This is a genomic window from Pedobacter psychrophilus (assembly GCF_001652725.1).
Classification (GTDB): Bacteria; Bacteroidota; Bacteroidia; order Sphingobacteriales; family Sphingobacteriaceae; genus Pseudopedobacter; species Pseudopedobacter psychrophilus.
In genome coordinates this window covers 23,274-48,799 of the sequence record NZ_LWHJ01000022.1, presented here as the reverse complement: position 1 = coordinate 48,799, position 25,526 = coordinate 23,274, and the positions used below count along the sequence as shown (strand labels likewise).

Genomic DNA, 25,526 nt, shown 5'->3' with positions numbered 1-25,526 from the left:
CGTGTAAAACGCCCTTATAATATTAATAATCTAATAATTAACACAACTTTACATTAACTATGATAAAGGAAAATAAAACTATTTACCTTTTCAAAATCAAATATCCTTTATTCAATTTTCTCTTATTATTTTCATCAGTATAAATGATATAATAATAAACCCCGTCTACCAATTCTTTATTAGAATTTGTTAAAATACCTACGTTTGCAACACCTCTAAAAGAATTTCCTTTGTTATCATATCCTTTTGTACGATAGACTTCATTTCCCCATCTATTAAATATAATGACCTCATTATTTGGGTATTTAGAAATATTATATATGATAAAAGTCTCGTTTCCGTTGCCATCTCCATTTGGCGAAACCAATGGATCTGGATTAATATCTGGATTTTCTTCTGGACCTAAAGGTTTAATTTCTGGATATATATCCGTAATAGCTACTACAGAACCGTTTCCTATAAGTACATAACTAGATTGGTCTGTATTGCTAATTATCGCGTTTACAGATTCGTTATCATCTTTAACATCATCTAAAATAGCACTGATTTTAAATTTTTGGGTAGTGGTAGTTTTACCAGCCGGGATATTGATTGTATTATAATCTCCAGTTAATTTATAATCAGAATTTAAGGTTGCAGTTCCATTAAAGCTTAACGAAACATTTACATCCTCTAATAGAGATTCTGTTAAAACAGCTGTAATATCAATATTTTCACCTTCTTTAATTATACCAGTTGCTGGTGTAAGGTTTACAGTAACAATTGGTTGTATAATTAAAGTTACCAAAGCATCGTCGCATAAATTAAATGGATCACAAGTTCTATAATTGAAAGTATCTATCCCTTTAAACCCTACATTTGGTTGATAAACAAAAGTACCGTTTGTGTTAAAAGTTAAAGTTCCGTTTTTAGGTTGTGAAATAGCTGTGAAAACCAGTACATCACCATCCGGATCACTATCGTTATTAATAACAGTTTGAGAAATTTGCTTGTTTTTTTCTAAGTAAAATTTATCATCTAACGCAATTGGTGGGTCGTTAACAGGTGAAATCGTAATTGTTGCTACCGCTTGGTCACATAAACCTTCAGGGTCGCAAACCTGATAATTAAAAGTTATAACACCATTGAAATTTAATTCCGGAACGTAATTAAAAGTACCATCTGCATTAAATGTTAGTTTACCATTTATGGGAGGCGTAACCAAAGTAAAGGTCAACTTTTCGTTTTCAGGATCACTATCATTTGGAGCAACTGATGCAGTAACGGGAATATCTTCGTTGGTAAGATAAAAATCATTGTTAGCTTTTGGAGGATCATTAACAGCTTCAACTACAATGGTTACAATGGCCAAGTTTGAGCTTAAATCCCCATCGGTTGCTTTGTAAACAAAATTTTCGGTTCCGTAAAAATTCTTTTTTGGAGTGTATGTGAAAGAACCATTATCATTTAAATTAACAATTCCGTTTACAGTGTTAAAAGTGGTTTTTGCATTTAAAACAGTTCCATCCTGCATTACAGGGTCTTTTGCTGATGATAAGGATATTTTAATAAAGTCATCATCCGGGTCAGCATCATTAACAATTATTCCGGGTGTTATAATAGTTATTGGAGTATCCTCTTTCGTTTTGTAAAAATCATTATCGGCATTTGGGGCACAATTTCCAGGTAAAACTTCTGCAACTATTTGTAAAGAACAATTATTAGCATCAATAATATTTACAGAATATTTCCCTGCATTAACATTAATTAAAGTATTATTTTCTCCTCTATTTTTACCGTTCCAAATAAACTGATACGGTTTTGTACCACCATCTACCTCTAACAAAACAGCTCCATCCGGAGAATATTTACAAGTAGTATTTTTAACGTTTATTTTGGCGGCAATTGGCTGGGGCTGTACAATAATTACGGTCTTAGAAATACTACAACCATAAATATCTTTAGCGGTATAAGTGTAATTTCCGGCAATCAAATTATCTATATAATCACCTGTTTTCCCGTTAGACCAACTGATTTGATAAGGAGACTGACCACCTTCTAAACTTAGTTTTATATTACCTTTTTCGCCATAACAAAGAATTTTAGTGATACTTTCTATAACCTTAAATAGTTTTAATGGAGTAATATTTACTTCAATAGATTGACTACAACCGTTTTTATCAATAACTGTAAGTTCATAAGTTCCCGATTCTATGTTATTTAAATTTGGGATGGTTTCGCCTGTGTTCCATTTATATTGATAAGGAGCGGTGCCACCAGAAACCTGAACATTAATCTTTCCGTTTTTTTCTCCAAAACAAATATTATTTTGATGATTTTCTGTAATTATTAAAGGAGAAATAGGTTCTGATAATTTAATTGTTTTAGAAATATTACATCCATTTGCATCAGTAACTATTACAGAGTAATCTCCCTTTTTTAAATTTGATAAATCTTCAGTTGTAGCGCCGTTGCTCCAATTAAAAGTATATGGAAGTTTTCCTCCGCTAATGCTAATATTAATTGACCCAGTTTCACTTCCAAAGCAATTTATATCTTGATGAATTTCTGATATGGAAAGTTTTGTTGGCTCGGTTATGTTGATCTGGTTTGGCATAGAGAAAGTACAACCGTTCACATCTTTTACTGTGAAAGTGTAGTTGCCAGCTGTCAAATTATTAAAAATATTTGAAGCTTGAAAAGTGATTCCATCTTTGGAATATAGATAAACTCCTGTTCCACCCGTTGCTGTCAAGGTTACTTTTGATGTTCCGCCATTGCAAAGGATATCCGTTTTAGTGGATGATAATGTTAATGCTGTTGGCTCTGAAATAATAATCTGACTTAGTGTAGAGAAAGTACAACCATTCACATCTTTTACTGTGAAAGTGTAGTTGCCAGCTGTCAGATTATTAAAAATATTTGAAGCTTGAAAAGTGATTCCATCCTTGCTGTACTGATAAACTCCACTTCCACCTGTTGCAATTAATGTTACCGTTGATGTTCCTCCATTACAAAGAATATCAGTTTTACTTGCTGATAATGGTAATGCTGTTGGCTCTGAAATAATAATCTGACTTGGTGTGGAAAAAACACATCCGTTCGCATCTTTTACTGTTAAAGTGTAGTTGCCAGCAGACAATCCTGAGAAAATATTCGAAGCTTGAAAAGCGATTCCATCTTTGGAATATTGATAAATTCCTATTCCTCCCGTTGCCGTTAAGGTTACTGTTGATGTTCCGCCATTGCAAAGAATATCCGTTTTTGTTGAGGATAAATCTAGTTGTGTTGGCTCTGAAATAATGATCTGACTTGGTGTAGAGAATGTACATCCGTTCGCATCTTTTACCGTGAAAGTATAATTTCCTGCACTTAATCCCGAAAAAATATTTGAGACCTGAAAAGCGATTCCATCTTTGGAATATTGATAAATTCCTATTCCTCCCGTTGCCGTTGAGGTTACTGTTGATGTTCCGCCATTGCAAAGAATATCGGTTTTACTTGATGATAGATCTAGTTTTGTTGGTTCTGCAATTGTAACTTGACTTGGAGTTGAGAAAGTACAATTATTAGCATCTTTTACCGTGAAGATATAATTGCCGGCAATTAATTCTGAGAAAATATTTGAACCTTGAAATGATATTCCATCTTTGGAATATTGATAAATTCCTGTTCCTCCTGTTGCTGTTAAAGTTACAATCGATGTCCCGCCATTGCAAAGGATATCTGTTTTTGATGTTGATAAATCTAGTTTTGTTGGTTCTGAAATAATAATCTGACTTGGTGTAGTGAATGTACAACCATTCGCGTCTTTTACCGTGAAGTTGTAATTGCCCGCTGTCAGATTGTTAAAAATGTTTGAAGCTTGAAAAGCGATTCCATCTTTACTATATTGATAAACTCCAGTTCCACCTGTGCCAGTTAAAGTTACTGTTGATGTTCCGCCATTGCAAAGAATATCAGTTTTTGTTAATGATAATCCTAATTGAGTTGGCTCTGAAATAATAATCTGACTTGGTGTAGAAAATGTACAATTGTTAGCATCTTTTACCGTGAAAGTGTAGTTGCCCGCAATTAATCCTGAGAAAATATTTGAACCTTGAAATACTATTCCATCTTTGCTATATTGATAAATCCCAGTTCCACCTGTGCCAGTTAAAGTTACAGTCGATGTTCCGCCATTGCAAAGAATATCCGTTTTACTTGCTGATAATGTTAATGCTGTTGGCTCTGAAATTGTGATTTGACTTGGTGTAGAAAAAGTACAACCGTTTGCATCTTTTACCGTGAAGCTGTAGTTGCCGGCAATTAATCCTGAGAAAATATTAGATGTCTGAAAAGCGATTCCATCTTTACTATATTGATAAACTCCAGTTCCACCACTTGCCATCAAAGTTACAGTCGATGTTCCGCCATTGCAAAGAATATCCGTTTTACTTGCTGATAATATTAATGCTGTTGGCTCTGAAATTGTGATTTGACTTGGTGTGGAATAAGTACAACCGTTCGCATCTTTCACCGTGAAAGTGTAGTTGCCTGCAATTAATGCTGAGAAAATATTTGAGGCTTGAAAAGCGATTCCATCTTTGCTGTATTGATAAACTCCAGTTCCGCCGGTTGCCGTTAGTGTTACTGTAGATGTTCCACCATTACAAAGGATATCCGTTTTTGATGTTGATAAATCTAGTTTTGTTGGTTCTGAAATAATAATCTGACTTGGTGTAGAAAAAGTACAACCGTTCGCATCTTTTACCGTGAAGCTGTAGTTTCCAGCAGCCAGATTATTGAAAATATTCGAAGCTTGAAAAGCGATTCCATCTTTTGAATACTGATAAATTCCCGTTCCGCCTGTCGCCGTCAAGGTTAGAGTTGATGTTCCGCCATTGCAAATTATATCGGTTTTAGTGGATGATAAAGTTAATGCTGTTGGTTCTAAAATAATAATCTGACTTGGTGTAGAGAATGTACAACCGTTCGCATCTTTTACGGTAAACGTATAATTGCCAGCAATTAATCCTGAGAAAATATTTGAGGTCTGAAAAGCGATTCCGTCCTTGCTATATTGATAAATTCCTGTTCCACCTGTGGCAGTTAAGGTTACCGTTGATGTTCCGCCATTGCAAAGAATATCGGTTTTAGTAGATGATAAAGTTAATGCTGTTGGTTCCGAAACAATAATCTGATTTGGTGTAGAAAATGTACAATTGTTAGCATCTTTAACCGAGAATGTATAATTGCCAGCAGACAATCCTGAGAAAATATTCGAACCTTGAAAAGTGATTCCGTCCTTGCTATATTGATAAATTCCTGTTCCCCCCGTTGCCGTTAAGGTTACTGTTGATGTTTCGCCATTGCAAAGAATATCCGTTTTACTTATTGATAATGTTAATACATTGGGTTCTGAAATTGTGATTTGACTTGGTGTCGAGAAGGTACAACCGTTTGCATCTTTTACCGTGAAAGTGTAATTTCCTGCACTTAATCCCGAGAAAATATTTGAGGCCTGAAAAGCGATTCCGTCCTTGCTATATTGATAAATTCCTGTTCCACCCGTTGCCGTTAAGGTTACTGTTGATGTTTCGCCATTGCAAAGAATATCCGTTTTTGTTGAGGATAAATCTAGTTGTGTTGGCTCTGTTATATTGAGTTGACTTGGCGTCGAGAATGTACAACCGTTCGCATCCTTAACGGTAAAAGTGTAATTTCCAGAAATTAATCCTGAGAAAATATTTGATGCCTGAAAAGCGATTCCATCTTTTGAATACTGATAAATTCCTGTTCCGCCTGTCGCCGTTAATGTTACATTCGATGTTCCTCCATTGCAAAGAATATCGGTTTTGCTTGTTAATAAATCTAGTTTTGTAGGCTCTGCAATTGTAACTTGACTTGGTGTAGTGAATGTACAACCGTTCTCATCTTTTACAGCGAAAGTGTAGTTGCCGGCAATTAATCCTGAGAAAATATTTGATGTCTGAAATGCTATTCCGTCTTTACTATATTGATAAACTCCAGTTCCACCTGTGGCAGTTAAGGTTACAGTCGATGTTCCGCCATTGCAGAGGATATCTGTCTTACTTGTTGATAGATCCAGTTTTGTTGGTTCTATTATCATGATCTGACCTGATGTTGAATAAGTACAATCGTTCGCATCCTTTACTGTGAAGGTATAATCACCTGCAATTAATCCTGAGAAAATATTTGATGTTTGAAAAGCGATTCCATCTTTGGAATACTGATAAACTCCTGTTCCACCTGTTGCTGTTAAGATTACCGTTGAGGTGCCTCCGTTGCAGAGAATATCTGTTTTTGATATTGATAAATCTAGTTTTGTAGGCTCTGAAATTATGATCTGACTTGGTGTAGAGAATGTACAATTGTTAGCATCTTTAACCGAGAATGTATAATTGCCTGCAATTAATCCTGAGAAAATATTTGAGGCCTGAAAAGCGATTCCATCTTTGGAATATTGATAAATTCCTGTTCCACCCGTTGCCGTTAAGGTTACTGTTGATGTTTCTCCATTACAAAGAATATCCGTTTTACTTGCTGATAATGTTAATGCTGTTGGCTCTGAAATTGTGATTTGACTTGGTGTGGAATAAGTACAACCGTTCGCATCCTTTATTGTGAATGTATAATCACCTGCAATTAATCCTGAGAAAATATTTGAACCTTGAAATGATATTCCATCTTTGCTATATTGATAAATCCCAGTTCCACCTGTGGCAGTTAAAGTTACTGTTGATGTTCCACCATTGCAAAGGATATCCGTTTTACTTGCTGATAATGTTAATACAGTGGGTTCTGAAATTGTGATTTGACTTGGTGTAGAAAAAGTACAACCATTCGCATCTTTTACTGTAAAAGTATAATTACCGGCAACTAATCCTGAGAAAATATTTGATGTTTGAAAAGCGATTCCATCTTTAGAATACTGATAAATTCCTGTTCCACCTGTTGCCGTTAATGTTACTATTGATGTTCCGCCATTGCAAATTATATCTGTTTTTGTTGTTGATAAACCTAGTTTTGTAGGCTCGTCTATAATAATTTGACTTGGCGTGGAGAATGAGCAATCGTTCGCATCTTTTACGGTAAATGTGTAATTGCCAGCAGACAATCCTGAGAAAATATTTGAACCTTGGAAAGCAATCCCATTCTTGCTGTATTGATAAATTCCAGTTCCGCCGGTTGCAGATAAGGTTACAGTTGATGTTCCGCCATTGCAAAGAATATCCGTTTTTGATGATGTTAAATCTAGTTTTGTAGGCTCTGAAATTGTGATCTGACTTGATGTAGAAAAAGTACAACCGTTTGCATCTTTTACCGTGAAGGTATAATCTCCAGCAGTTAGGTTATTGAAAATATTCGAAGCTTGAAAAGCGATTCCATCTTTGGAATATTGATAAATTCCTGTTCCACCCGTTGCCGTTAAAGTTACTGTTGATGTTCCGCCATTGCAAATGATATCGGTTTTAGATGTTGATAAATCTAGTTTTGTAGGCTCGTTTATAATAATTTGACTTGGCGTGGAGAATGAGCAATCGTACGCATCTTTTACGGTGAATGTGTAATCTCCAGCTGTCAGATTATTGAAAATATTCGAAGCTTGAAAAGCGATTCCATCTTTAGAATACTGATAAATTCCTGTTCCACCTGTGGCTGTTAAGGTTACTGTTGATGTTCCGCCATTGCAAAGAATATCGGTTTTTGTTGTTGATAAACCTAATTGAGTTGGTTCTGAAATTGTGATCTGACCTGGTGTTGAATAAGTACAATCGTTCGCATCCTTTACTGTGAAGGTATAATCACCTGCAATTAATCCTGAGAAAATATTTGATGTTTGAAAAGCGATTCCATCTTTAGAATACTGATAAATTCCTGTTCCACCTGTGGCTGTTAAGGTTACCGTTGATGTCCCACCATTACAAATGATGATATTATGGCTTTCTGTAAGATTTAATGCCGTTGGTTCAATAATTATAAAATCTAAAGAAACTTCGCAACCTAATCCATCTTTACCTATTACATTATAAATTCCAGCTGGTAAGTTTGTCTGATTTTGATCATGTGAACCATTACTCCAGGTATAGCTATAAGGCGCTTTCCCTCCCGTAGAAATTAAAGTGATTGAACCTAAAGAAGATCCATTGCAAATGTTATTAATCTGATTCCCATTTAATGTAAATGGAGTTAATGGTAAAATATCTACAGAAAGTTGTTTTTGGCAACTATTATCATCTGTAACTGTAACAGTGTAATGTCCTGGAGGTAAACTACTAATGTCTTCTACCACAGCATAACTTGTCCCATCTTTAACCCAATTATATGTATAGGGAGAAGTTCCACCACTAACTGTTAAGTCTATTGCACCTATAGAATTATCATTACAAGAGTTATCAATATGAGTTTCTGAAAGGGACAGAATTGGAGGTTGGGTGATATCGAAATTTTTAATGTTATCACATCCGTTAGCATCAACAATTTTTAATCTATAATTCCCAGCTGTCAGGTTATTATAAACTAATGGTGTACCGGTTATATTAATTGGATTTATAGGAGTAGCTGTATTGAAGCTTCCCTCATTAAAAGAATAAGAAACCTGATAGGGAGCGGCAGCACCTGATAATAACGTAATTTTTACAGTACCATTATTTGCACCGTTGCAGGTAACATTTGTTGTGGGATAGGAAATATTTAAGTTGGAAGTTATTGAAATACCATCTATAAAAGTTCCACAAGATGGGTTTGGCGAACCTGCATCAGTTATCTTTATAATTATTGAGGTTGTACCAGAAAGTGTATTAAAAGGAATATTGCCTATCGCCGGAGAGTTACTAGCTATAAATTCTGCTTGTGGTACAATAACCGCATTTGTATTGGCATCTAAAATTTCAATAAAAGATTTTGAGGCTGAAGGACTCCCACAAGCATCCCAATTTCTATAATTAAAAGTTAAAGTGTAAGCTGTTAATGGTTCTATTGAAATGATAGTTTGTTGAAGAGAGAATTTTTCACCTGTCTTGTTCTTAATAATTGCTCCCTTTATTCCGGTTTGATTCACAATTTTAATTAAATCACCCGAAACTGTAGGTAACCATTTATCTAAAGTAGGATACTCTCCAGAGGTGTAAGTCTCAAATCCACCTCCTGTAACAGCATCACATAAACCCGTTATCGCAACTGCATTAATATAAACATCTTCAGCGGTTGATGTTACTAGATCTCCATTATAATTTGTCCCAACAACATCCGTAACTCCACCCGTTTCATAACTAGAATTGAATCCAACGAATTCATCTGTCGATCCTGTGATTTTCCTAAAAGGATTAATTTTGGTTCTAGTTGGATCTAGATAAGTAGCTTGAGCGCTTGCATGATAAACACCTGTTGGTGCATTTGCAGCAATATTTACAACGATAGTGATAACAACCTTATCGCCTGGAGAAATATTAAAATTTCCAAAACTCATTATCCCAGTAGCACCAATATGAGGTGTAGCATTTAGCGTTCCGGCAGCATCACCTGTTAAAGCGTAAGAAATGCTACTTACTTTAAAGCTAGATGGAAGATTAAACCAAGCTTCTACATTTCCCGCGTTCCCATTTGTGGGTTCATTTTGGATAGTTAAAGTGTAAGTAGCCGTAGTTCCTGCACTTCTTGCACCGGGGGCTCCGGGATGTAATTCTGTAAGGATGGTAGTAAGAATGGGATAGCAAATTGACCCACCACCTTGTAAATGAAGAGGTAAATCTGATGTAATAAAAGAACTTGTTTGTCCATCAGTACCATCTATGGCACCATGTGAAATACCAGCGCCATTATTTGCTTTTCCCGATATACCTTTTGAAACATCTCTAACAATTGTAGCAGATGGAATCTGAGTGTAGATAAAACCTCCTCCTCCTCCTCCTCCAGGACCGTGTTCGTTATTGTTATCCTTTAAAGTATTTCCTCCTCTTCCTCCTTTAGCTTCTAATGATAAATTTGCTGTTGGGCTGGCTGCTAAAGAACGTACAAAAATTGATCCCCCGGCTCCTCCTCCACCAGCTCCATCTGGTGCAGTACCATATACACCAGGTGCTCCATTTCCTCCATTTGATTTAATAACTCCAACTCCAACAATTTTCTCGACATTAATTAATACAATCCCTCCTCCTACTCCTCCTGTTACGCCTGAAAGTGCATCATTTGCATCTCCTCCTCCTCCGCCGCCGCCCATAATTAATCTAGAATAATCTATTGGGAGGAAACTTCCTGGACGTCCACCGCCAGTCTTTGGACTTACATCCCCATTAGCACCCTGCCACCCCATTCCTCCTAAACCTCCATATCCTCCATTACCACCACCGCCACCGCCAGCATTGTGATCATTCCCAGCTCCACCTCCGTTTGCCGGCGCACCTCTTCCATATGATCCAGATGGCAGCCCGTCCGATCCATTATCAACCTGATTAAATCCATCCCACATGTATCGAGGGGTACCACCAATTCCTTCACCTTTGCCTACAGATGTTGTAGATGAAGAAGGGCCTACATAAAATGTACTGTTATTAGCGTTAGATGCTGCTTTTGGGCCATAACCACCTCTAAAACCTCTTGCTGAAGCATCAACAATAAACCCATTAAATTGCATAGTTCCCGCAACATCGAAAGCAATTAAACCACCTACTGAACCGTTATAAGGTGGTGTAGTAATATTTGCTGTTAAAACTAAATTAGAGTATTGCGGAACTCTAATGACTTGAAATCTCTTTTGTCCTGCCGTTGGTGAGGCATTAGAATTTGTATAAGTATTTACACATCCCTTACCAGTTCCATCTCCTCTAAAATTTAGTATGCCACCAGTAATTGGCACATCGCTGGTTGCTACTACATATTCAAATTTTCCAGAATTATTTAGGCTGGTAAAACCAGTTCCTCCTAAATTATCAGGACCACTATTTGCTAATCCACTGCCATATAAATTGCTATTTAGGTAATTAAATGAGGCATCTTGCATTTGAATAATCAAAATTAAATCTCCAGATTTAATAGGTGTTATTCCATAACTCAAATTATAATTGGGATCATTTGGAGGAACTGCATTTAATACAATTGTTTTACTTCCTGCAATTAATGTGGCTGTTGTTGATAATGGGAAATATGTATTAACTGGCGGAACTGCATTCTGAGGACCATCTAATCCCGAAGTACCACAGATTTGAGAAAATGAAGCTGAATTTAAAAATATAAAACTTAAAAACAACAAGACTTTAATTAAGTCTTTCATTTTATTTAATGACTTAAATAATGATTTTTTTTCACTTTCAAGAGCATTAATCTTTCTTGTAAAAACAATCATTTATAAATTGAATAAGGTGTTTTTGAATGAGCTTAATTCTATTTTTTTACGGGAATACTATGGCTAAGTTACAAAATGTTAAAAACAAAAAAAGCCCAGCTAATACTGGGCTTTTATACTATTCATTTTAATTTTAATTTAAGATCACTCTATCAACAACATGTACAACACCATTAGTAGTTTGAACATCTGGTATTACCATGTTAACAGGCACTGAGTTTCCACTGCTTTTTATAGTTAGATAACCATTTGTGTATGCACCTAATGTTACCGATTTTCCATTTAAAGCTGTTATTGTACCTGGATAAAGTTCTGAAGTAAAACTACCAGCACCTACTCCACCTAAGTTAAATACATGCGATAACAAAACTGATTGTACTGTTGCCATTGGCAATTTTCTAATATCAGATGGTTGATTAATCGGGACACCCAATATTTTACCTAAATCCATAAATGCTTGATTAGTTGGAGCAAATACTGTATACTTAGTAGAAGCATCTGATAAAGCTGGAGCTAAACCCGCATATAATACCGCCTCTAATAAAAATGTAAGCTCTGGTTTTACGAAACCTTTTCCTTGAGCAAAGAAAATGGTAGTATTTGCAATATTATCTCCAGAAGCTAAAAGAACACGATCAATTGCATGTACAATTCCATTATCTGCTTCTACATTAGTTGCAATAATTTTAGAACCATTAACATACTTATCAGAACCTCTAAAAACTATTCTTTTTGTAGGATTTAATAGAGATGGCAAAACAGCGCCAGAAGTAAATGAACTTTCTAAAGTACTTCCATTATTAACATGGTATAAAAGGACGTTTGTTAAGAATGAACTTTGTAATGCAATTAAATCTGATGGATTTACTAATCCAATTTTTGCAAAAGCTTCATTTGTAGGAGCAAATACGGTAAAATCACCATTACTGCCAGCTGCTGGATTTTTGTTTGATAAAGTAACGGCAACGCCACCTTGAATTGCAGCTGCCTCTAATTGACTAAATCCCTTCATGCTGACAGCAATCTGAGAAATTGTTTGATCTACATCATCATTGTTTTTTTTGCATGATGTAAATATTATTGATAATATAAAAACCGATAAGGTTAATAAATTTGTCGTTTTGATGAGTCTAAATTTTTTCATTTTGATTTTTTAATTAATGATTAATTATTTCCGATAAGCAACCATTTAGCAATATATACGTTTAAACATTTCTATTGGTTTTATATTTTTTCAAATTGTGATAATTTATAAATCCATATGATTATTTTTTTTCGTACTTCTGCAAAACGATTGTGATTTGATATCGAAAACGTTTTAAAACTAAAAATCCGATAAGCAGTTTTAATAACAACTTTACAATATTAATTTTAAATAAATAAAACATGAGAATATTTACAAAATCAGCAATTTTTAGTTCCGCTTTACTATTAGGTTCTTCTTTTGCTTCTTTTGCACAAACTCCGTTAGATGGGTTTATGCAAGGAAAAAAAGGTGGTAACATCACTTTTTCCATTAACCACGAACATTATAAATCTGTTTATCTATATCCTCAAGAAATTGATGAAACTCCAATTTTTGGTGCGGTTACCAGAAACAGTTTTAACATTTATGGGAATTATGGCATATCAGATAAATTAGATGTTGTTTTTAATCTTCCTTTTATACAATCAACAGGAGATGGAGACCCTATAGTATTACAAAGACTCGGCTATACTAATGAAACCTCTGGAGCTCAAGATTTAACAGCTTTTTTAAAATATGAACTTTTGAAAAAAGGTAATGTATCTCTGCAAGGTGGTTTAGGTGTTACTACGCCAGTGAGCGATTATAAAGTTGATCAAGGGTTACAATCAATTATCGCCATAGGAAATAGAGCCACTACTTATAATGCTATTTTAATTGGTCACTTTAAAGATGATAGAGGTTTTTTTATAACTGGACAAGCAGGATATAGTTTAAGATCTACTGAAGTTCCGGATGCGGTTTTAAGTGAATTGAAAATAGGCTATGCTGCTAATAGATTTTATATTGCGGCCCAAGTAGGAAATCAAACATCTACAGGAGGTGTTGATATTTTAAGACCCGGCTTTACAGGTTTATTTCCTGCAACAAAGGTTAACTATACTAAAGTTGGAGGAACAATATATACGCCAATTGATGGAAACTTAGGCTTAAGCTTTAGTGGAGGTGGTTTAGTTGATGGAAGAAATGTTGGTAAATCTTATTATGGATCAGCAGGTTTAACTTATAACTTTAAATACAGACAATTATAATCAACTCAGCAGTATTATTTTATTGATTTTTATACCATAAAACAGAAAAAGCCATCAAATAGATGGCTTTTTCTGTTTTAATTTTATTCCTATTAGTTAGAGCTAGACCTAGAAAAGTTTAAGATATTTTTTATGGCTTTATCTGTTGGCTGCTTAATTAATTTATTTAATGATGGTTTTAAAGCATCATAAAACTTATCAATATCAGCTTCAGAAAATTCTGTCATTTCTGATTCTTCTAAATTGCTAATAGAGTTAAAATTTAAATTAGGAGTAGTAGAGGTTTCTATCATATCAATTTTTTAAATGTTTAAGATAAAAACGCATCTATTTACATAATATTTTAAATTAAGTCCAAATAATTATTAACCAATTTTAAGAGTAAGTTCTTTACTTACCATCATTTTTCTAAGATTGTTTAAAGCGTATCGCATTCTTCCTAACGCTGTGTTTATACTTACATCCGTTAAATCTGCAATTTCTTTAAAACTTAGTTCTCCGTAATGTCTCATAATCAAAACCTCTTTCTGTTCTGATGGTAATAAATGAATTAAGTATTTTAAATCTTTATGGGTTTGCTCCTTAATCATTTTTTCTTCCATACTATCATCATGGATTCCTAAAACATCAAATATATCAAAGCCATCGCTATTGGTAATAGTAGGGTTTCTTTTCTCACGTCTAAAGTGATCGATAACCAAATTATGGCCAATTCTTAAAACCCATGGCAGAAACTTACCTTCTTCGTTATATTTCCCAGCTCTTAATGTTTTTATAACTTTTATAAAAGTATCCTGAAAAATATCTTCCGCTAAGTATTCATCTTTTACTAAAAGGTAAATAGAAGTGTAAATACGTGATTTGTGTTTAGTGATTAATTGCGAGAGTGCAGCTTCCTTACCCTTTAGATAAAGGTGCACCAGTTCTTGGTCTGTTTTATTTTGAAAGTCCATAATTACTCCTAATTAAATTCTTGTTAATGATAAATCTTTGAGTAATGGTTTTTTCTATATGGAATCTCCTATGTTAAGTTTGCTAATGTATATGATTTAATCAAATGAAATAATAATTATTTTAAAAACAAAATATTAAATTGCTTAAAACTCATAATATGACATTTAATTTTGCATTTGGTTTAAAATACGAATACTAAATTTTATAATTAAACTGATTTATAGTAATTACGAAATATTGCATCTTAATGCTACAAAATTTACTATTTATGACAAAATAATTATAAAAATGGGATTTAACCACAGAGGCGCAGTATAACACAGGGTTTGCAAAGATTCTTTTCCAAGAATTTCACTATTTATCACATTCTTATCTGAATCTTGATTAATTTGATTTTAGGATTAACTTGATTAATTGAAAAATTACCATCATGCAAGAAACCTTAAAAAATCTTTATTCGTGAATATTAAGATTTGGATAGGTTTGCGTTAGGGATTGCAGCGGCAGCTTTTTTGTTTTTCACAAAAAACTATAGCGGAAAGCCCGATCCGCCAGCTGGCGGAAATCGCCCAAATAATTCTTCAAATTAATATGAATCTCATTTTTTTTGAATACTCCTATTTATATGGTCTGCATTTCTCCAACTCGTTTATTATTATGGATTAATAGCCTTATTTTTGCAGGCTGAAATCAGTAATCGCATTTATTGATTTAACAGGTAGAAAGAGCAAATGATAAAATTAGAAGATTTAGACCCGCAGAAAAATATTTTGATTAAAGGTGCGAGGGTACATAATTTAAAAAATATTGATGTTGCTATCCCTAAAAATCAATTGGTGGTAATTACTGGAATGTCAGGCTCTGGAAAATCTTCCCTTGCTTTTGATACGCTTTACGCCGAAGGACAAAGGAGATATGTAGAAAGTCTTTCTTCTTATGCCCGCCAATTTATGGGCCGCATGAATAAACCTGATGTAGATTATATCAAAGGTATTGCGCCTGCAATTGCCATTGAGCAAAAGGTGATTACTTCTAATCCGCGTTCTACGGTTGGTACTTCAACAGAGATTTATGATTATTTAAAATTGCTTTTTAGTAGGATTGGAAAAACGATTTCGCCTATTTCCGGTAAGCAAGTACAAAAGGATTCTGTTACTGATGTAGTCAATTATTTATCGGCTTTGCCAGAAGAAAGTACAGTTACTATACTTTGTCCGCTTTACCCACACAATGAAAGAACTTTAAAAGAGGAGTTAGCAGTTTTGCTTCAAAAAGGCTTTTCTAGAGTTGTTATTGGGAATGAAATTAAGAAAGTTGAAGAAGTTTTAGAAGATGAAACAATTGAAAATAAAGAGATTACGGATGAGCATGAAATCCTGATTTTAATAGATCGGATTGTTACCAACCAAGAAGATGAGACGATTAGCCGTATGGGCGATTCTGTTCAGACTGCTTTTTTTGAAGGTAAAGGTGATTGCTATGTTGATTATGATGGAGAACGCAAACATTTCTCTGATAGGTTTGAATTGGATGGGATGAGGTTTGAAGAACCTACGCCAAACTTTTTCAGTTTTAACAATCCTTATGGGGCTTGCCCAAAATGTGAAGGTTTCGGGAAAGTGATTGGAATTGATGAAGATTTGGTGATTCCTGACAAGTCTAAATCGGTTTATGATGGTGCTATTGCGCCTTGGCGTGGTGAGAAAATGAAAGAATGGGCAGATGCCCTGATAAAATCTTCTATAAAATTTGATTTTCCTATTCATCGCTCTGTTAGTCAGTTAACTAAAGCTGAACGCAAACTTTTATGGACAGGAAATAAATATTTTAAAGGTTTAGATGAATTTTTTAGATTTTTAGAAGAACAAACTTATAAGATTCAATATCGCGTCATGCTTTCACGATACCGTGGAAAAACGGATTGCCCTGATTGTTTAGGTAGCAGATTGCGTCCTGATGCAAATTATGTAAAGATTGATGGCCATTCTATTACCGAAATTGTATTAATGCCATTGAAAAAAGCTTTGCCATTTTTTGATGCTTTAAAACTAGATGAGCAGCAAAAGCAAATTTCAAAAAGATTAATTCTTGAAATTAGAAGCAGGATTTTATTTTTAAATGAGGTGGGTTTAGGCTATTTAACTTTAAACCGTTTGTCTAATACTTTATCTGGCGGGGAATCTCAAAGAATTAATTTGGCGACCTCTTTAGGAAGTTCTTTAGTAGGTTCTGTTTATGTTTTGGATGAACCGAGTATTGGTTTGCATCCAAAAGATACGAATAGATTAATTGGAGTTTTAAAATCTTTAAGAGATGTTGGAAACACTGTTTTAGTGGTTGAGCATGAAGAAGAAATGATGCAGGCTGCCGATTATTTAATTGATATTGGACCTGAAGCAGGTACTTTAGGTGGTGAATTAATTTTTGCAGGGAAATACGATGATATTTTAAAAGATAAAAACAGCCTTACCGGAAAGTATTTGAGCGGTGAGGTAAAAATTGAAATCCCTAAAAAAAGGAGAAAACCTACAGATTTCATCGAAATAAAAGGCGCAAGGGAAAATAATCTTCAAAATATAGATGTAAAGTTTCCTTTAAATGTGTTAACTGCCGTTACCGGAGTTTCTGGTTCGGGGAAAACATCTTTGGTAAAAAGGATTTTGTATCCTGCGCTGCAAAAAATAATCGGAAATTATTCTGGCGAGCAAACTGGTTCTTATGATGGTATTGAAGGTGCAACTTCAGAAATTCACTCTGTAGAATTAGTTGACCAAAATCCAATTGGGCGTTCGTCTCGTTCTAACCCAGTTACTTATGTTAAAGCTTGGGATGAAATTAGGGCTCTATTTTCTTCACAACCATCGGCGAAAGCTGCAGGTTTAAAACCTTCGGCTTTTTCTTTTAATGTAGAAGGCGGTCGTTGTGATGTTTGCCAAGGCGAGGGAGAAGTAAAAATTGAAATGCAATTTATGGCAGACATTTATTTGCCTTGCGAATCTTGCGAAGGCAAACGTTTTAAACAACATGTTTTAGATGTTACCTATCAGGATAAAAATGTTTCTGAAGTTTTAGAAATGACCATTGATGAGGCTTTGGAATTCTTTACTAAAGAACATAAGATCACCAATAAATTACAACCTTTAGTTGATGTTGGTTTAGGTTATGTGCATTTAGGTCAGTCTTCTAATACATTATCCGGAGGTGAAGCGCAGCGTATTAAATTAGCTTCGTTTTTAATTAAAGGGAATAATAGCCATAACACATTATTCATTTTTGATGAACCAACTACTGGTCTGCATTTCCATGATATTAAAAAGTTGTTGAAATCTTTTGATGCTTTAATTGAGCAGGGAAATACCATTATTGTAATTGAGCATAATATGGATGTGGTAAAATGCGCTGATTGGGTGATTGATATTGGTCCTGGTGGTGGAGATGAAGGCGGTAATTTAGTTTTTGAAGGAACGCCTGAAGAATTGATAAAGTTTAAAGGGAGTTTTACTGGTGATTATTTGAAGGAGAGATTTAGGTAGTTGAATTAGTTAATAAGGCATTGGTTCATTAGGATTATATAGTTTCAAGTAGTTGAATTAGTCATTAGGCTTATATTATTTAAAAAAGTTCGATAAGGTTTTTTTACTATAAATAAAGCCAAATTTAATTAAACGATATTTTCCTATTTTTATCAAATTCAATATGTTTGAAGAACTTATTATACTAATGCCTAATAAATTAACTATATAATAGACGAATAATAATGACTAATGAATTATTTCAATTAAAATTATGAGCTTTAATAGTCTTGAAGATTTAGAAGTTTATAAAAGAGCTTTTGCTTTATCTGATGAAGTTTGGAAAGAAGTTGGGCTTTGGAAAGATTTTTTTGTTAGAGACACCATCGGGAAACAATTAGTTAGGGCAGCTGATTCAATAGATGCAAACATTGCCGAAGGTTATGGACGTTTTCATTATAAAGAAAATAAAAACTTTTGTTATTACAGTCGAGGTTCTTTGCTTGAAACAAAAGGATTTATCCATAAATGTAAAAACAGAGAGTTGATAAATAGAGAAAAAGCAGACCAATTGATAAACGAAATTGACCAAATACATAAAATGTTAAATGCTTATATCAGTTACATAGGTAAAAAGAAACAAGAAATTTAGACAATTATCAAAATAGGATTCTGTTTGATGAACTTGATTGCCATCGTGAAAACACTAATGACGAATACCTAACGAACTTTTTAATTATTATGCAGGTACTTAATGAAACTAGTTCAACTATTGAACTAAATGAACTAAAAAAATGAAAGAGGAATCTAAACTTATACGTATACAAGCAAATCGAACTCAAAATAGGGAACATTCTGTTCCGCTATATCTTACTTCAAGTTTCATTTTTGATGATGCGGAGCAAGGCAGGGCTGTTTTTGCTGATGAAGAAGAAGGTATAATTTATAGCAGATATTCTAACCCAAACACGACTGAGTTTATTGATAAAGTTTGTGAAATGGAAGGCGCTGATGCTGGTTTAGCATTTGCTAGCGGTATGGCGGCGGTTTTTGCTTCTTTTGCAGGTTTGCTAAAATCTGGAGACCACATTGTGGCTTTCCGTTCTATTTTTGGATCTACGCATCAATTATTGACGACTTTATTTCCTCGCTGGGGTATTAATCATACTTACGTGGATGCTGCCGATCCTGATAGTTTAGAGAAAGCGATTTTGCCAAATACCAAAATGATTTTCTTGGAAACGCCTTCAAATCCTGGTTTAGAATTGGTTGATTTGCAATGGTTGTGTAAAATCAAAGAGAAATATCCTCAAATCATTATCAATGTAGACAACTGTTTTGCAACTCCTTATCTGCAAAAGCCAATTGCTTATGGTGTTGATATCGTCAGCCATTCGGCGACAAAATATATGGATGGGCAAGGTCGTGTTTTGGGAGGATTGGTTTGTGGAAGGGCTGATTTAATGAAAGAATTGATGTTTTTCATCCGTCATACAGGGCCGGCAATGTCGGCTTTTAATGCTTGGTTATTGAGTAAGAGTTTAGAAACATTGCCAATTCGTATGGATAGACATTGTTCTAGCGCTTTGGCTGTTGCCGAGATTTTAGAGCAACATGAGGAAGTTGAAGTAGTGCGTTACCCGCATTTGAAATCTCATCCTCAATATGAATTGGCAAAAAAGCAAATGAAGCAAGGTGGCGGAATTGTAACCTTCATCATTAAAGGTGGTTTTGAAAGAGCAAAAAGATTTTTGGATGCTTTAGAAATGCTTTTAATAACTTCCAACTTAGGAGACAGCAGAAGTATCGCAACGCATCCTGCATCAACTACACATTCTAAATTAACCGAAGAAGAAAGAGCAAAAATTGGGATTTTTCCTGGTTCTATCAGGCTTTCTATTGGATTAGAAAATTTAGACGATATTATTCAAGATGTTGTTGGGGCTTTAGAGAAATCAAGATAGATAGTTAGGTTGTTGGTTGGTTAGGTTGTTAGGCTTATTGAATCTGAACAATGAAAATTTATTTATAGTGCGTTTAATAAGTAATAAGAATACAATAATATTTGAGCTTGCAGATTCTCATATCTCACATCTCAATACTCAAATCTAAAAAAATGAAAATAGAACTAAATAGATTAAACGACGCTGTACATTTTGAAGCTAAAGGCAGCGGAAATGTGAAAGTTCTTATCGATGGTTCTGAAGCAATTGGCGGCCAGGGTTTAGGCGTACGCCCAATGGAATTGGTTTTGATGGCTTTGGGTTCTTGCAGTTCTTTGGATTTAATTACCATCCTAAAGAAACAACGTCAAGAAATCACTGACTTTTTTGTGGAAGTTGATGGAGAAAGAAGAGAAGAAATTCCAACTATTTTTACAAAAATTCATATCTTATTCCGGTTAAAGGGAAACATTGATAAAGACAAAGCAGAAAAAGCAGCAGAGTTAGCCGTTAAAAAATACTGCTCAGTTCATGATATGTTGGTTGGCGGCGGAGTAGAAGTGAGTTATACTTTGGAAATTGGTTAGGTTTTAGGTTTTAGGTTTTAAAAATTTGTGAAATAATCTATAATTCAAATTCATTCTTCAATATTATCATTTATTCAATCATTCAAAATTCTTTCATTCAATATTAAAAAACTTGTTATCTAAAAAGACAAAATACGCCATTAGGGCATTGATTGCATTGGGAGAAAACTTTGGTGGCGAAGCCATGAACATTCTTTCCATCTCACAAAAAGAAAACATCCCGAAAAAATTTTTGGAACAAATTCTTTTGGAAATGCGCAATGCTGGTTTTTTGTTCAGTAAAAAAGGTGCTGGAGGAGGTTATTCTTTATTGAAAGATCCACAAGAAATTAATTTAGTGCAAGTGATGCGTTTAACAGGTGGACCAATTGCACAATTGCCTTGTGTAAGTTTAAATTTCTATCAGAAATGTGAGGAATGTAGGGATGAAGAAACTTGTGGCATTCGTGATACTTTCAGAAGTGTGAGAGATGCTACTTTAAAAATCCTGACAGAGACTACCATTGCCGACTTGATTTCTAAGGAGAAGAATTTGAGTGAGGTTTTAAGTTAGAAGTTTTATCTCCCGCAGATTTCGCTGATTTAGCAGAAGAAATACGTCGATTTGACACACTTAATGAATCTTAATTTCTTCATGTTTTATTCTACTACTATTAAGGCATTAAGAAAAATTAAGGTTTAAAGGATAATACATTTTAAGAATAATTATTCAACTAAATTCCTTAAAGCCTTCTCTACCTTTTCAAAATTAAATTGACCTATTATTACTTCCATCATTTTATTGACTTCTTTTAAATTTAGATTTCCGATACTGCCTTCGTGGGTGTGATTGATTTCATAATTTCCATCAAAATTACCTGCTTCAATATCCATCCCCACTTTTTTGTAAGCTTCTCTAAAAGGTGTTCCGGCTAAAACCAATTTATTTACTTCTTCTACAGAAAAAAGGTGTTTGTATTTTGGATCGTCAAGGATTTTGTCTTTTATTTTGATGTTTTTTAACATCAGTATAGTCATATCCAAACAAGCCATTAAACTTTGAAAAGCTGGAAATAAAGTCTCTTTTTGCAACTGCATATCACGATGATAACCAGAAGGTAAATTGGTGGTTAACATCATAATTTGATTTGGCAAAGCCTGTAATTGATTTGTTCTACCTCGAATGAGTTCCCAAACATCTGGATTTTTTTTGTGTGGCATGATGCTGCTGCCTGTTGTCAATTCATCAGGAAAAGAAATAAATCCGAAATTTTGGTTCATGAATAAACAAGCGTCCATAGCCATTTTATTTAATGTTGCTGCAACAGAAGACATGGCTTGGGATAAAATCCGCTCGGTTTTTCCACGACCCATTTGGGCATAAACCACATTATAATTTAAATTATCAAAACCTAATAAATTGGTTGTCATGGTGCGGTTTAAAGGAAAGGAAGAACCATAGCCAGCAGCAGAACCTAATGGGTTTTTATTACAGATCTTATAACTCGCTAATAAAAGTTCTAAATCATCAATTAAACTTTCTGCGTAAGCACCAAACCATAATCCAAAAGAGGATGGCATAGCAATTTGCAAATGTGTATAACCAGGCATTAATTTGTTTTTATGTTCTTCGGCGAGTTGAAACAATAATGTAAAAAGTTCATCTACAGAAATTACCATTTCTTGGATTTGACTCCTAAAAAAAAGCTTTAGATCCACTAAAACTTGATCGTTACGAGAACGACCACTATGGATTTTCTTTCCTGCCTCGCCAATTCTTTGGGTCAATAGCATTTCTACTTGTGAGTGGACATCTTCTATCCCATCTTCAATTGTAAACTTACCCTCTTGTATTTCTTGATAAATATTTTTAAGCTCTTTTTGAATAGCAGTTAAATCGATTTTGTCCAATAAACCAATGCTTTCTAACATTTGTGTATGCGCTAAAGAACCCAATACATCAAATTCGGCTAAAAAAAGATCCATTTCACGGTCTTGTCCAACTGTAAAAGTTTCAACTTGTTTATTAGTAGAAGTTTCTTTTTGCCAAAGTTTCATGCTGATGGTGGTTTTGTGCAAATATAAACTTTTTGAGATTGTTGAACAGGTATTATAAAAACATAGGAAACGAAGATGTTGAACAGTAGTTAAAAAATAGTCGGTTAGATGAATCACAGAATTAAATGTAAATTCATTTGTGTTTTAATTATGTAAATCTTTAAATCCTGTAAATCGGGATTCAGATTCTTTTTCAAGATTTATATGTGCGTTAGGGATTGAAACGGCATCCTTTTTTTCGCCTTTTTTGGCGAAGAAAAGATACAGTGTAAAGCCCGTCAAAACGCCCAAATCATTTATCTTTCTATCATTTTAATGATATTTGACTTGCTTTATATCAAAAAATTTACTTCCGTTTTTAAACCTCTATATGTACATTTAGATTTAAACTTATTTGAAATGAAAAAACCTAATTATAAAATTTTCTCATTAATAGCAGCGGTTATATTGATGTCTTATTCTTTTACAGATAGAAAAGATGATATTGAAAACGCCGGTTTGACCTTACCAGCTGGGTTTTCTGCAGCTACAATTTCTGAAAACATTGGAAGAGCTAGACATATTGCCATTAATAAAAATGGGGAGGTTTATGTAAGATTAGCCAAACTAGTTGATGGAAAGGGAACTTTATTTTTAACTGATGATGATAAGGACGGTAAATTTGAAGTGAAATTTAGCTTTGGTGATTTTTCTGGGACAGGAATTTATATTAAAAATGGATATTTATATGCATCGTCTAATGAAGAAGTTTTTAGGTTTAAATTAGACAAGGAGGAAAGGGTTATAGACCCAAATAATCCAGAGAAAATTATAACTGGTTTAATTGCTAAAAATCAACATGAAACAAAATCTTTAGTCGTTGATAATCAAGATAATGTTTACGTTAACATAGGTGCATACTCAAATTCTTGTCAGGTAAAAGATAGAAGTTTAGAATCTCCAGGAATGGTTGGTTGCCCAATTTTAGATTCGGCAGGTGGAATATGGAAATTTAAAGCAGACAAACTAAACCAATCTTACAATAATGGCGAACATTATGCTACCGGATTAAGAAATGTGGTGGGCTTAGATTGGAATAATGCCACTAATAGTCTTTTTGTGATGCAGCATGGAAGAGATAATTTAAATTCTTCCTGGCCAAAACTTTATACAGAAAAACAATCTGCAGATTTACCTGCCGAATGTTTATATCAAATTAAAAAAGGCGACAATGCTGGATGGCCATATATGTATTATGACCAAATCCAGAAAAAGAAAATATTAGCTCCAGAATATGGTGGTGATGGCAAAAAAGAAGCAGACAGTAAATTTATAAATCCCACAGTTGCTTTTCCGGGTCACATGGCGCCAAACGGATTATTATTTTACACAGGAAATCAATTTCCAGAAAAATATAAAAATGGGGCATTTATAGCATTTCATGGCTCTTGGAATCGCTCTCCATTACCTCAAGAAGGATATTATGTGGCATTTGTTCCTTTTAAAGATGGGAAACCTTCTGGCGATTGGGAAGTTTTTGCAAAAGGTTTTGCTGGAGTTGAAGTGATAAATTCTACAAGACAAGCTCAACATCGTCCTTGTGGTTTAGCCCAAGGACCTGATGGCTCATTATTTGTTACTGATGATGTAAAAGGCAGCGTATATAAGATAAGCTACAATCAATAAAACTGAACTCATTAATTAAAATAAATGAAGAAATTAATTTTTATCCTGGGATTTTTATTATATGTTGGCAGTACTAATGCTCAATTTAAAAAAGGCAGTCCTTCTTCCCCTTCTTTATTAAAAGGTAAAGCGGTATATACGCAATATTGCTTGCCTTGCCATCAAGCAGATGGCGGCGGAGTAATGAATATGAATCCTCCTTTAATTGAAACAACTTATGTTTTAGGAGATAAAACTCAATTGATAAATATTTTATTAAAAGGATTAAATAAACCTATTGTGATAGATGGGGATAAATATACCAACCCAATGCCTGCTGTTAGCCATTTATCAGACCAACAGATTTCAGATGTTTTAACTTATGTACGCAATAGCTTTGGGAATAAAGCAAGCGCTGTTTCTGCAGCAGAAGTAAAGGCGGTTAGGGCTAAGAAATAGATTTAAAATTTACAAGCTAAATTTATTTCTTAGCTTGTAAATTTCCTATGATTGTTTTTAAAATTGATCTTGTACTTGGCGACCACCATTGATTAAGCATTTTTTCTAGCGTAGCAGTTTGGTCTTGAGAAACTTTAGCGATTAAATCCCTTCTCATATTCATTTTGCTTTCTTGCCACGTAGTAGCATCAAACTGAATGTAAGTGTTCATTTTCTTTTGAGCAATAGTCATTAAAGATTCTATTGGAGCGCTTTCATCTATTAAACCAATATTTCTAGCTTCTTCAAAACCCATTAGTTTTCCTTCTAATAAATTGCGATAAGCATTGGCTTTACCAATCCAAAAAGCATACAGTTCAAAAATACTATCTGGTACTATGATACCAACAGGCACCTCGTTTAAACCTATAATATATTTTCCCTCTGCCATTACCCTATAATCGCAGCAAATGCTTAACACACAGCCACCAGCAGGGCTATGCCCACTTATTGCAGCTACCATTGGTTTTTTAAATTTGGTAAGTATTGCAACTAGATCAAGAAAGTCTATCCAAAATTGCTTGATTTGATTTTCATCATAATCGTAAAGTTCAATTAAATCTAACCCAGCACTAAAAAAACCTTTTTTGCCTGTTAAAATAACACCTTTTATATTATCATCGCTTTCAATACTCTTTATAATTTTTTTTAATTCGGAGAGCATTTCTGCATTAATAGTATTAGAACTACCATTATTTAAAGCAATAATAGCAACACGATCTTGAGTGGTTATTTGTAGCGTATTCATTAA

General features: G+C 34.1%; 14 protein-coding genes. 8 read left to right on the top strand and 6 right to left on the bottom strand.

From position 1 onward, the window contains the following. Positions 1 to 82 precede the first annotated feature (82 nt). A complete protein-coding gene (locus tag A5893_RS05185; protein WP_198342276.1) occupies positions 83 to 11,251 on the bottom strand; it encodes an Ig-like domain-containing protein in 11,169 nt (3,722 codons plus the stop codon). 205 nt (positions 11,252 to 11,456) lie between these two features. Then, positions 11,457 to 12,467 (bottom strand): fasciclin domain-containing protein, encoded by a 1,011-nt coding sequence (locus A5893_RS05180; RefSeq protein WP_068821500.1) that lies wholly within the window; start codon positions 12,465 to 12,467, stop codon positions 11,457 to 11,459. Between the two features lie 242 nt (positions 12,468 to 12,709). Between A5893_RS05180 and A5893_RS05175 the strand changes: the two genes are divergently transcribed. Further along, positions 12,710 to 13,600, top strand: coding sequence for a hypothetical protein (locus tag A5893_RS05175; protein ID WP_068821499.1), 891 nt, complete (start codon positions 12,710 to 12,712; stop codon positions 13,598 to 13,600). A gap of 92 nt (positions 13,601 to 13,692) precedes the next feature. Here A5893_RS05175 and A5893_RS05170 read toward each other — a convergent pair whose 3' ends face one another. Both A5893_RS05170 and A5893_RS05165 read right to left on the bottom strand, forming a co-directional pair. Further along, complete coding sequence (locus A5893_RS05170) at positions 13,693 to 13,893, bottom strand: hypothetical protein (RefSeq protein ID WP_068821498.1); 201 nt, start codon at positions 13,891 to 13,893, stop codon at positions 13,693 to 13,695. A 72-nt stretch (positions 13,894 to 13,965) separates the two neighbouring features. Beyond that, positions 13,966 to 14,553 carry an RNA polymerase sigma factor gene (locus tag A5893_RS05165; RefSeq protein WP_068821497.1) on the bottom strand — a complete coding sequence of 196 codons (588 nt, stop codon included), beginning with the start codon at positions 14,551 to 14,553 and terminating at the stop codon, positions 13,966 to 13,968. Between the two features lie 732 nt (positions 14,554 to 15,285). On the opposite strand from A5893_RS05165, the gene uvrA reads away from it, so the two are divergent. The 5 genes from uvrA (at position 15,286) to A5893_RS05140 (ending at position 21,149) form a co-directional block, all read left to right on the top strand. Further along, positions 15,286 to 18,087: an excinuclease ABC subunit UvrA gene (gene uvrA, locus A5893_RS05160; RefSeq protein ID WP_068821496.1), complete on the top strand. Its 2,802-nt coding sequence runs from the start codon at positions 15,286 to 15,288 to the stop codon at positions 18,085 to 18,087. A gap of 253 nt (positions 18,088 to 18,340) precedes the next feature. Beyond that, positions 18,341 to 18,718 (top strand): four helix bundle protein, encoded by a 378-nt coding sequence (locus A5893_RS05155; RefSeq protein WP_068821495.1) that lies wholly within the window; start codon positions 18,341 to 18,343, stop codon positions 18,716 to 18,718. Between the two features lie 142 nt (positions 18,719 to 18,860). Then, positions 18,861 to 20,030 (top strand): trans-sulfuration enzyme family protein, encoded by a 1,170-nt coding sequence (locus tag A5893_RS05150; RefSeq protein ID WP_068821494.1) that lies wholly within the window; start codon positions 18,861 to 18,863, stop codon positions 20,028 to 20,030. Between the two features lie 152 nt (positions 20,031 to 20,182). Continuing rightward, positions 20,183 to 20,596, top strand: coding sequence for an OsmC family protein (locus tag A5893_RS05145; RefSeq protein ID WP_068821493.1), 414 nt, complete (start codon positions 20,183 to 20,185; stop codon positions 20,594 to 20,596). Positions 20,597 to 20,708: 112 nt separating this feature from the next. Continuing rightward, positions 20,709 to 21,149: an RrF2 family transcriptional regulator gene (locus A5893_RS05140; RefSeq protein ID WP_068821492.1), complete on the top strand. Its 441-nt coding sequence runs from the start codon at positions 20,709 to 20,711 to the stop codon at positions 21,147 to 21,149. A 152-nt stretch (positions 21,150 to 21,301) separates the two neighbouring features. Here A5893_RS05140 and argH read toward each other — a convergent pair whose 3' ends face one another. Next, complete coding sequence (gene argH, locus A5893_RS05135) at positions 21,302 to 22,633, bottom strand: argininosuccinate lyase (RefSeq protein WP_068821491.1); 1,332 nt, start codon at positions 22,631 to 22,633, stop codon at positions 21,302 to 21,304. A gap of 399 nt (positions 22,634 to 23,032) precedes the next feature. Between argH and A5893_RS05130 the strand changes: the two genes are divergently transcribed. Continuing rightward, positions 23,033 to 24,298 (top strand): PQQ-dependent sugar dehydrogenase, encoded by a 1,266-nt coding sequence (locus A5893_RS05130; protein WP_068822086.1) that lies wholly within the window; start codon positions 23,033 to 23,035, stop codon positions 24,296 to 24,298. Between the two features lie 24 nt (positions 24,299 to 24,322). Then, the gene (locus tag A5893_RS05125) at positions 24,323 to 24,736 is read left to right on the top strand and encodes a c-type cytochrome (protein WP_068821490.1); all 414 of its coding nucleotides are present in this window, start codon (positions 24,323 to 24,325) and stop codon (positions 24,734 to 24,736) included. A 22-nt stretch (positions 24,737 to 24,758) separates the two neighbouring features. Here A5893_RS05125 and A5893_RS05120 read toward each other — a convergent pair whose 3' ends face one another. Next, the gene (locus A5893_RS05120) at positions 24,759 to 25,523 is read right to left on the bottom strand and encodes an enoyl-CoA hydratase/isomerase family protein (protein WP_068821489.1); all 765 of its coding nucleotides are present in this window, start codon (positions 25,521 to 25,523) and stop codon (positions 24,759 to 24,761) included. Positions 25,524 to 25,526: the final 3 nt, after the last annotated feature.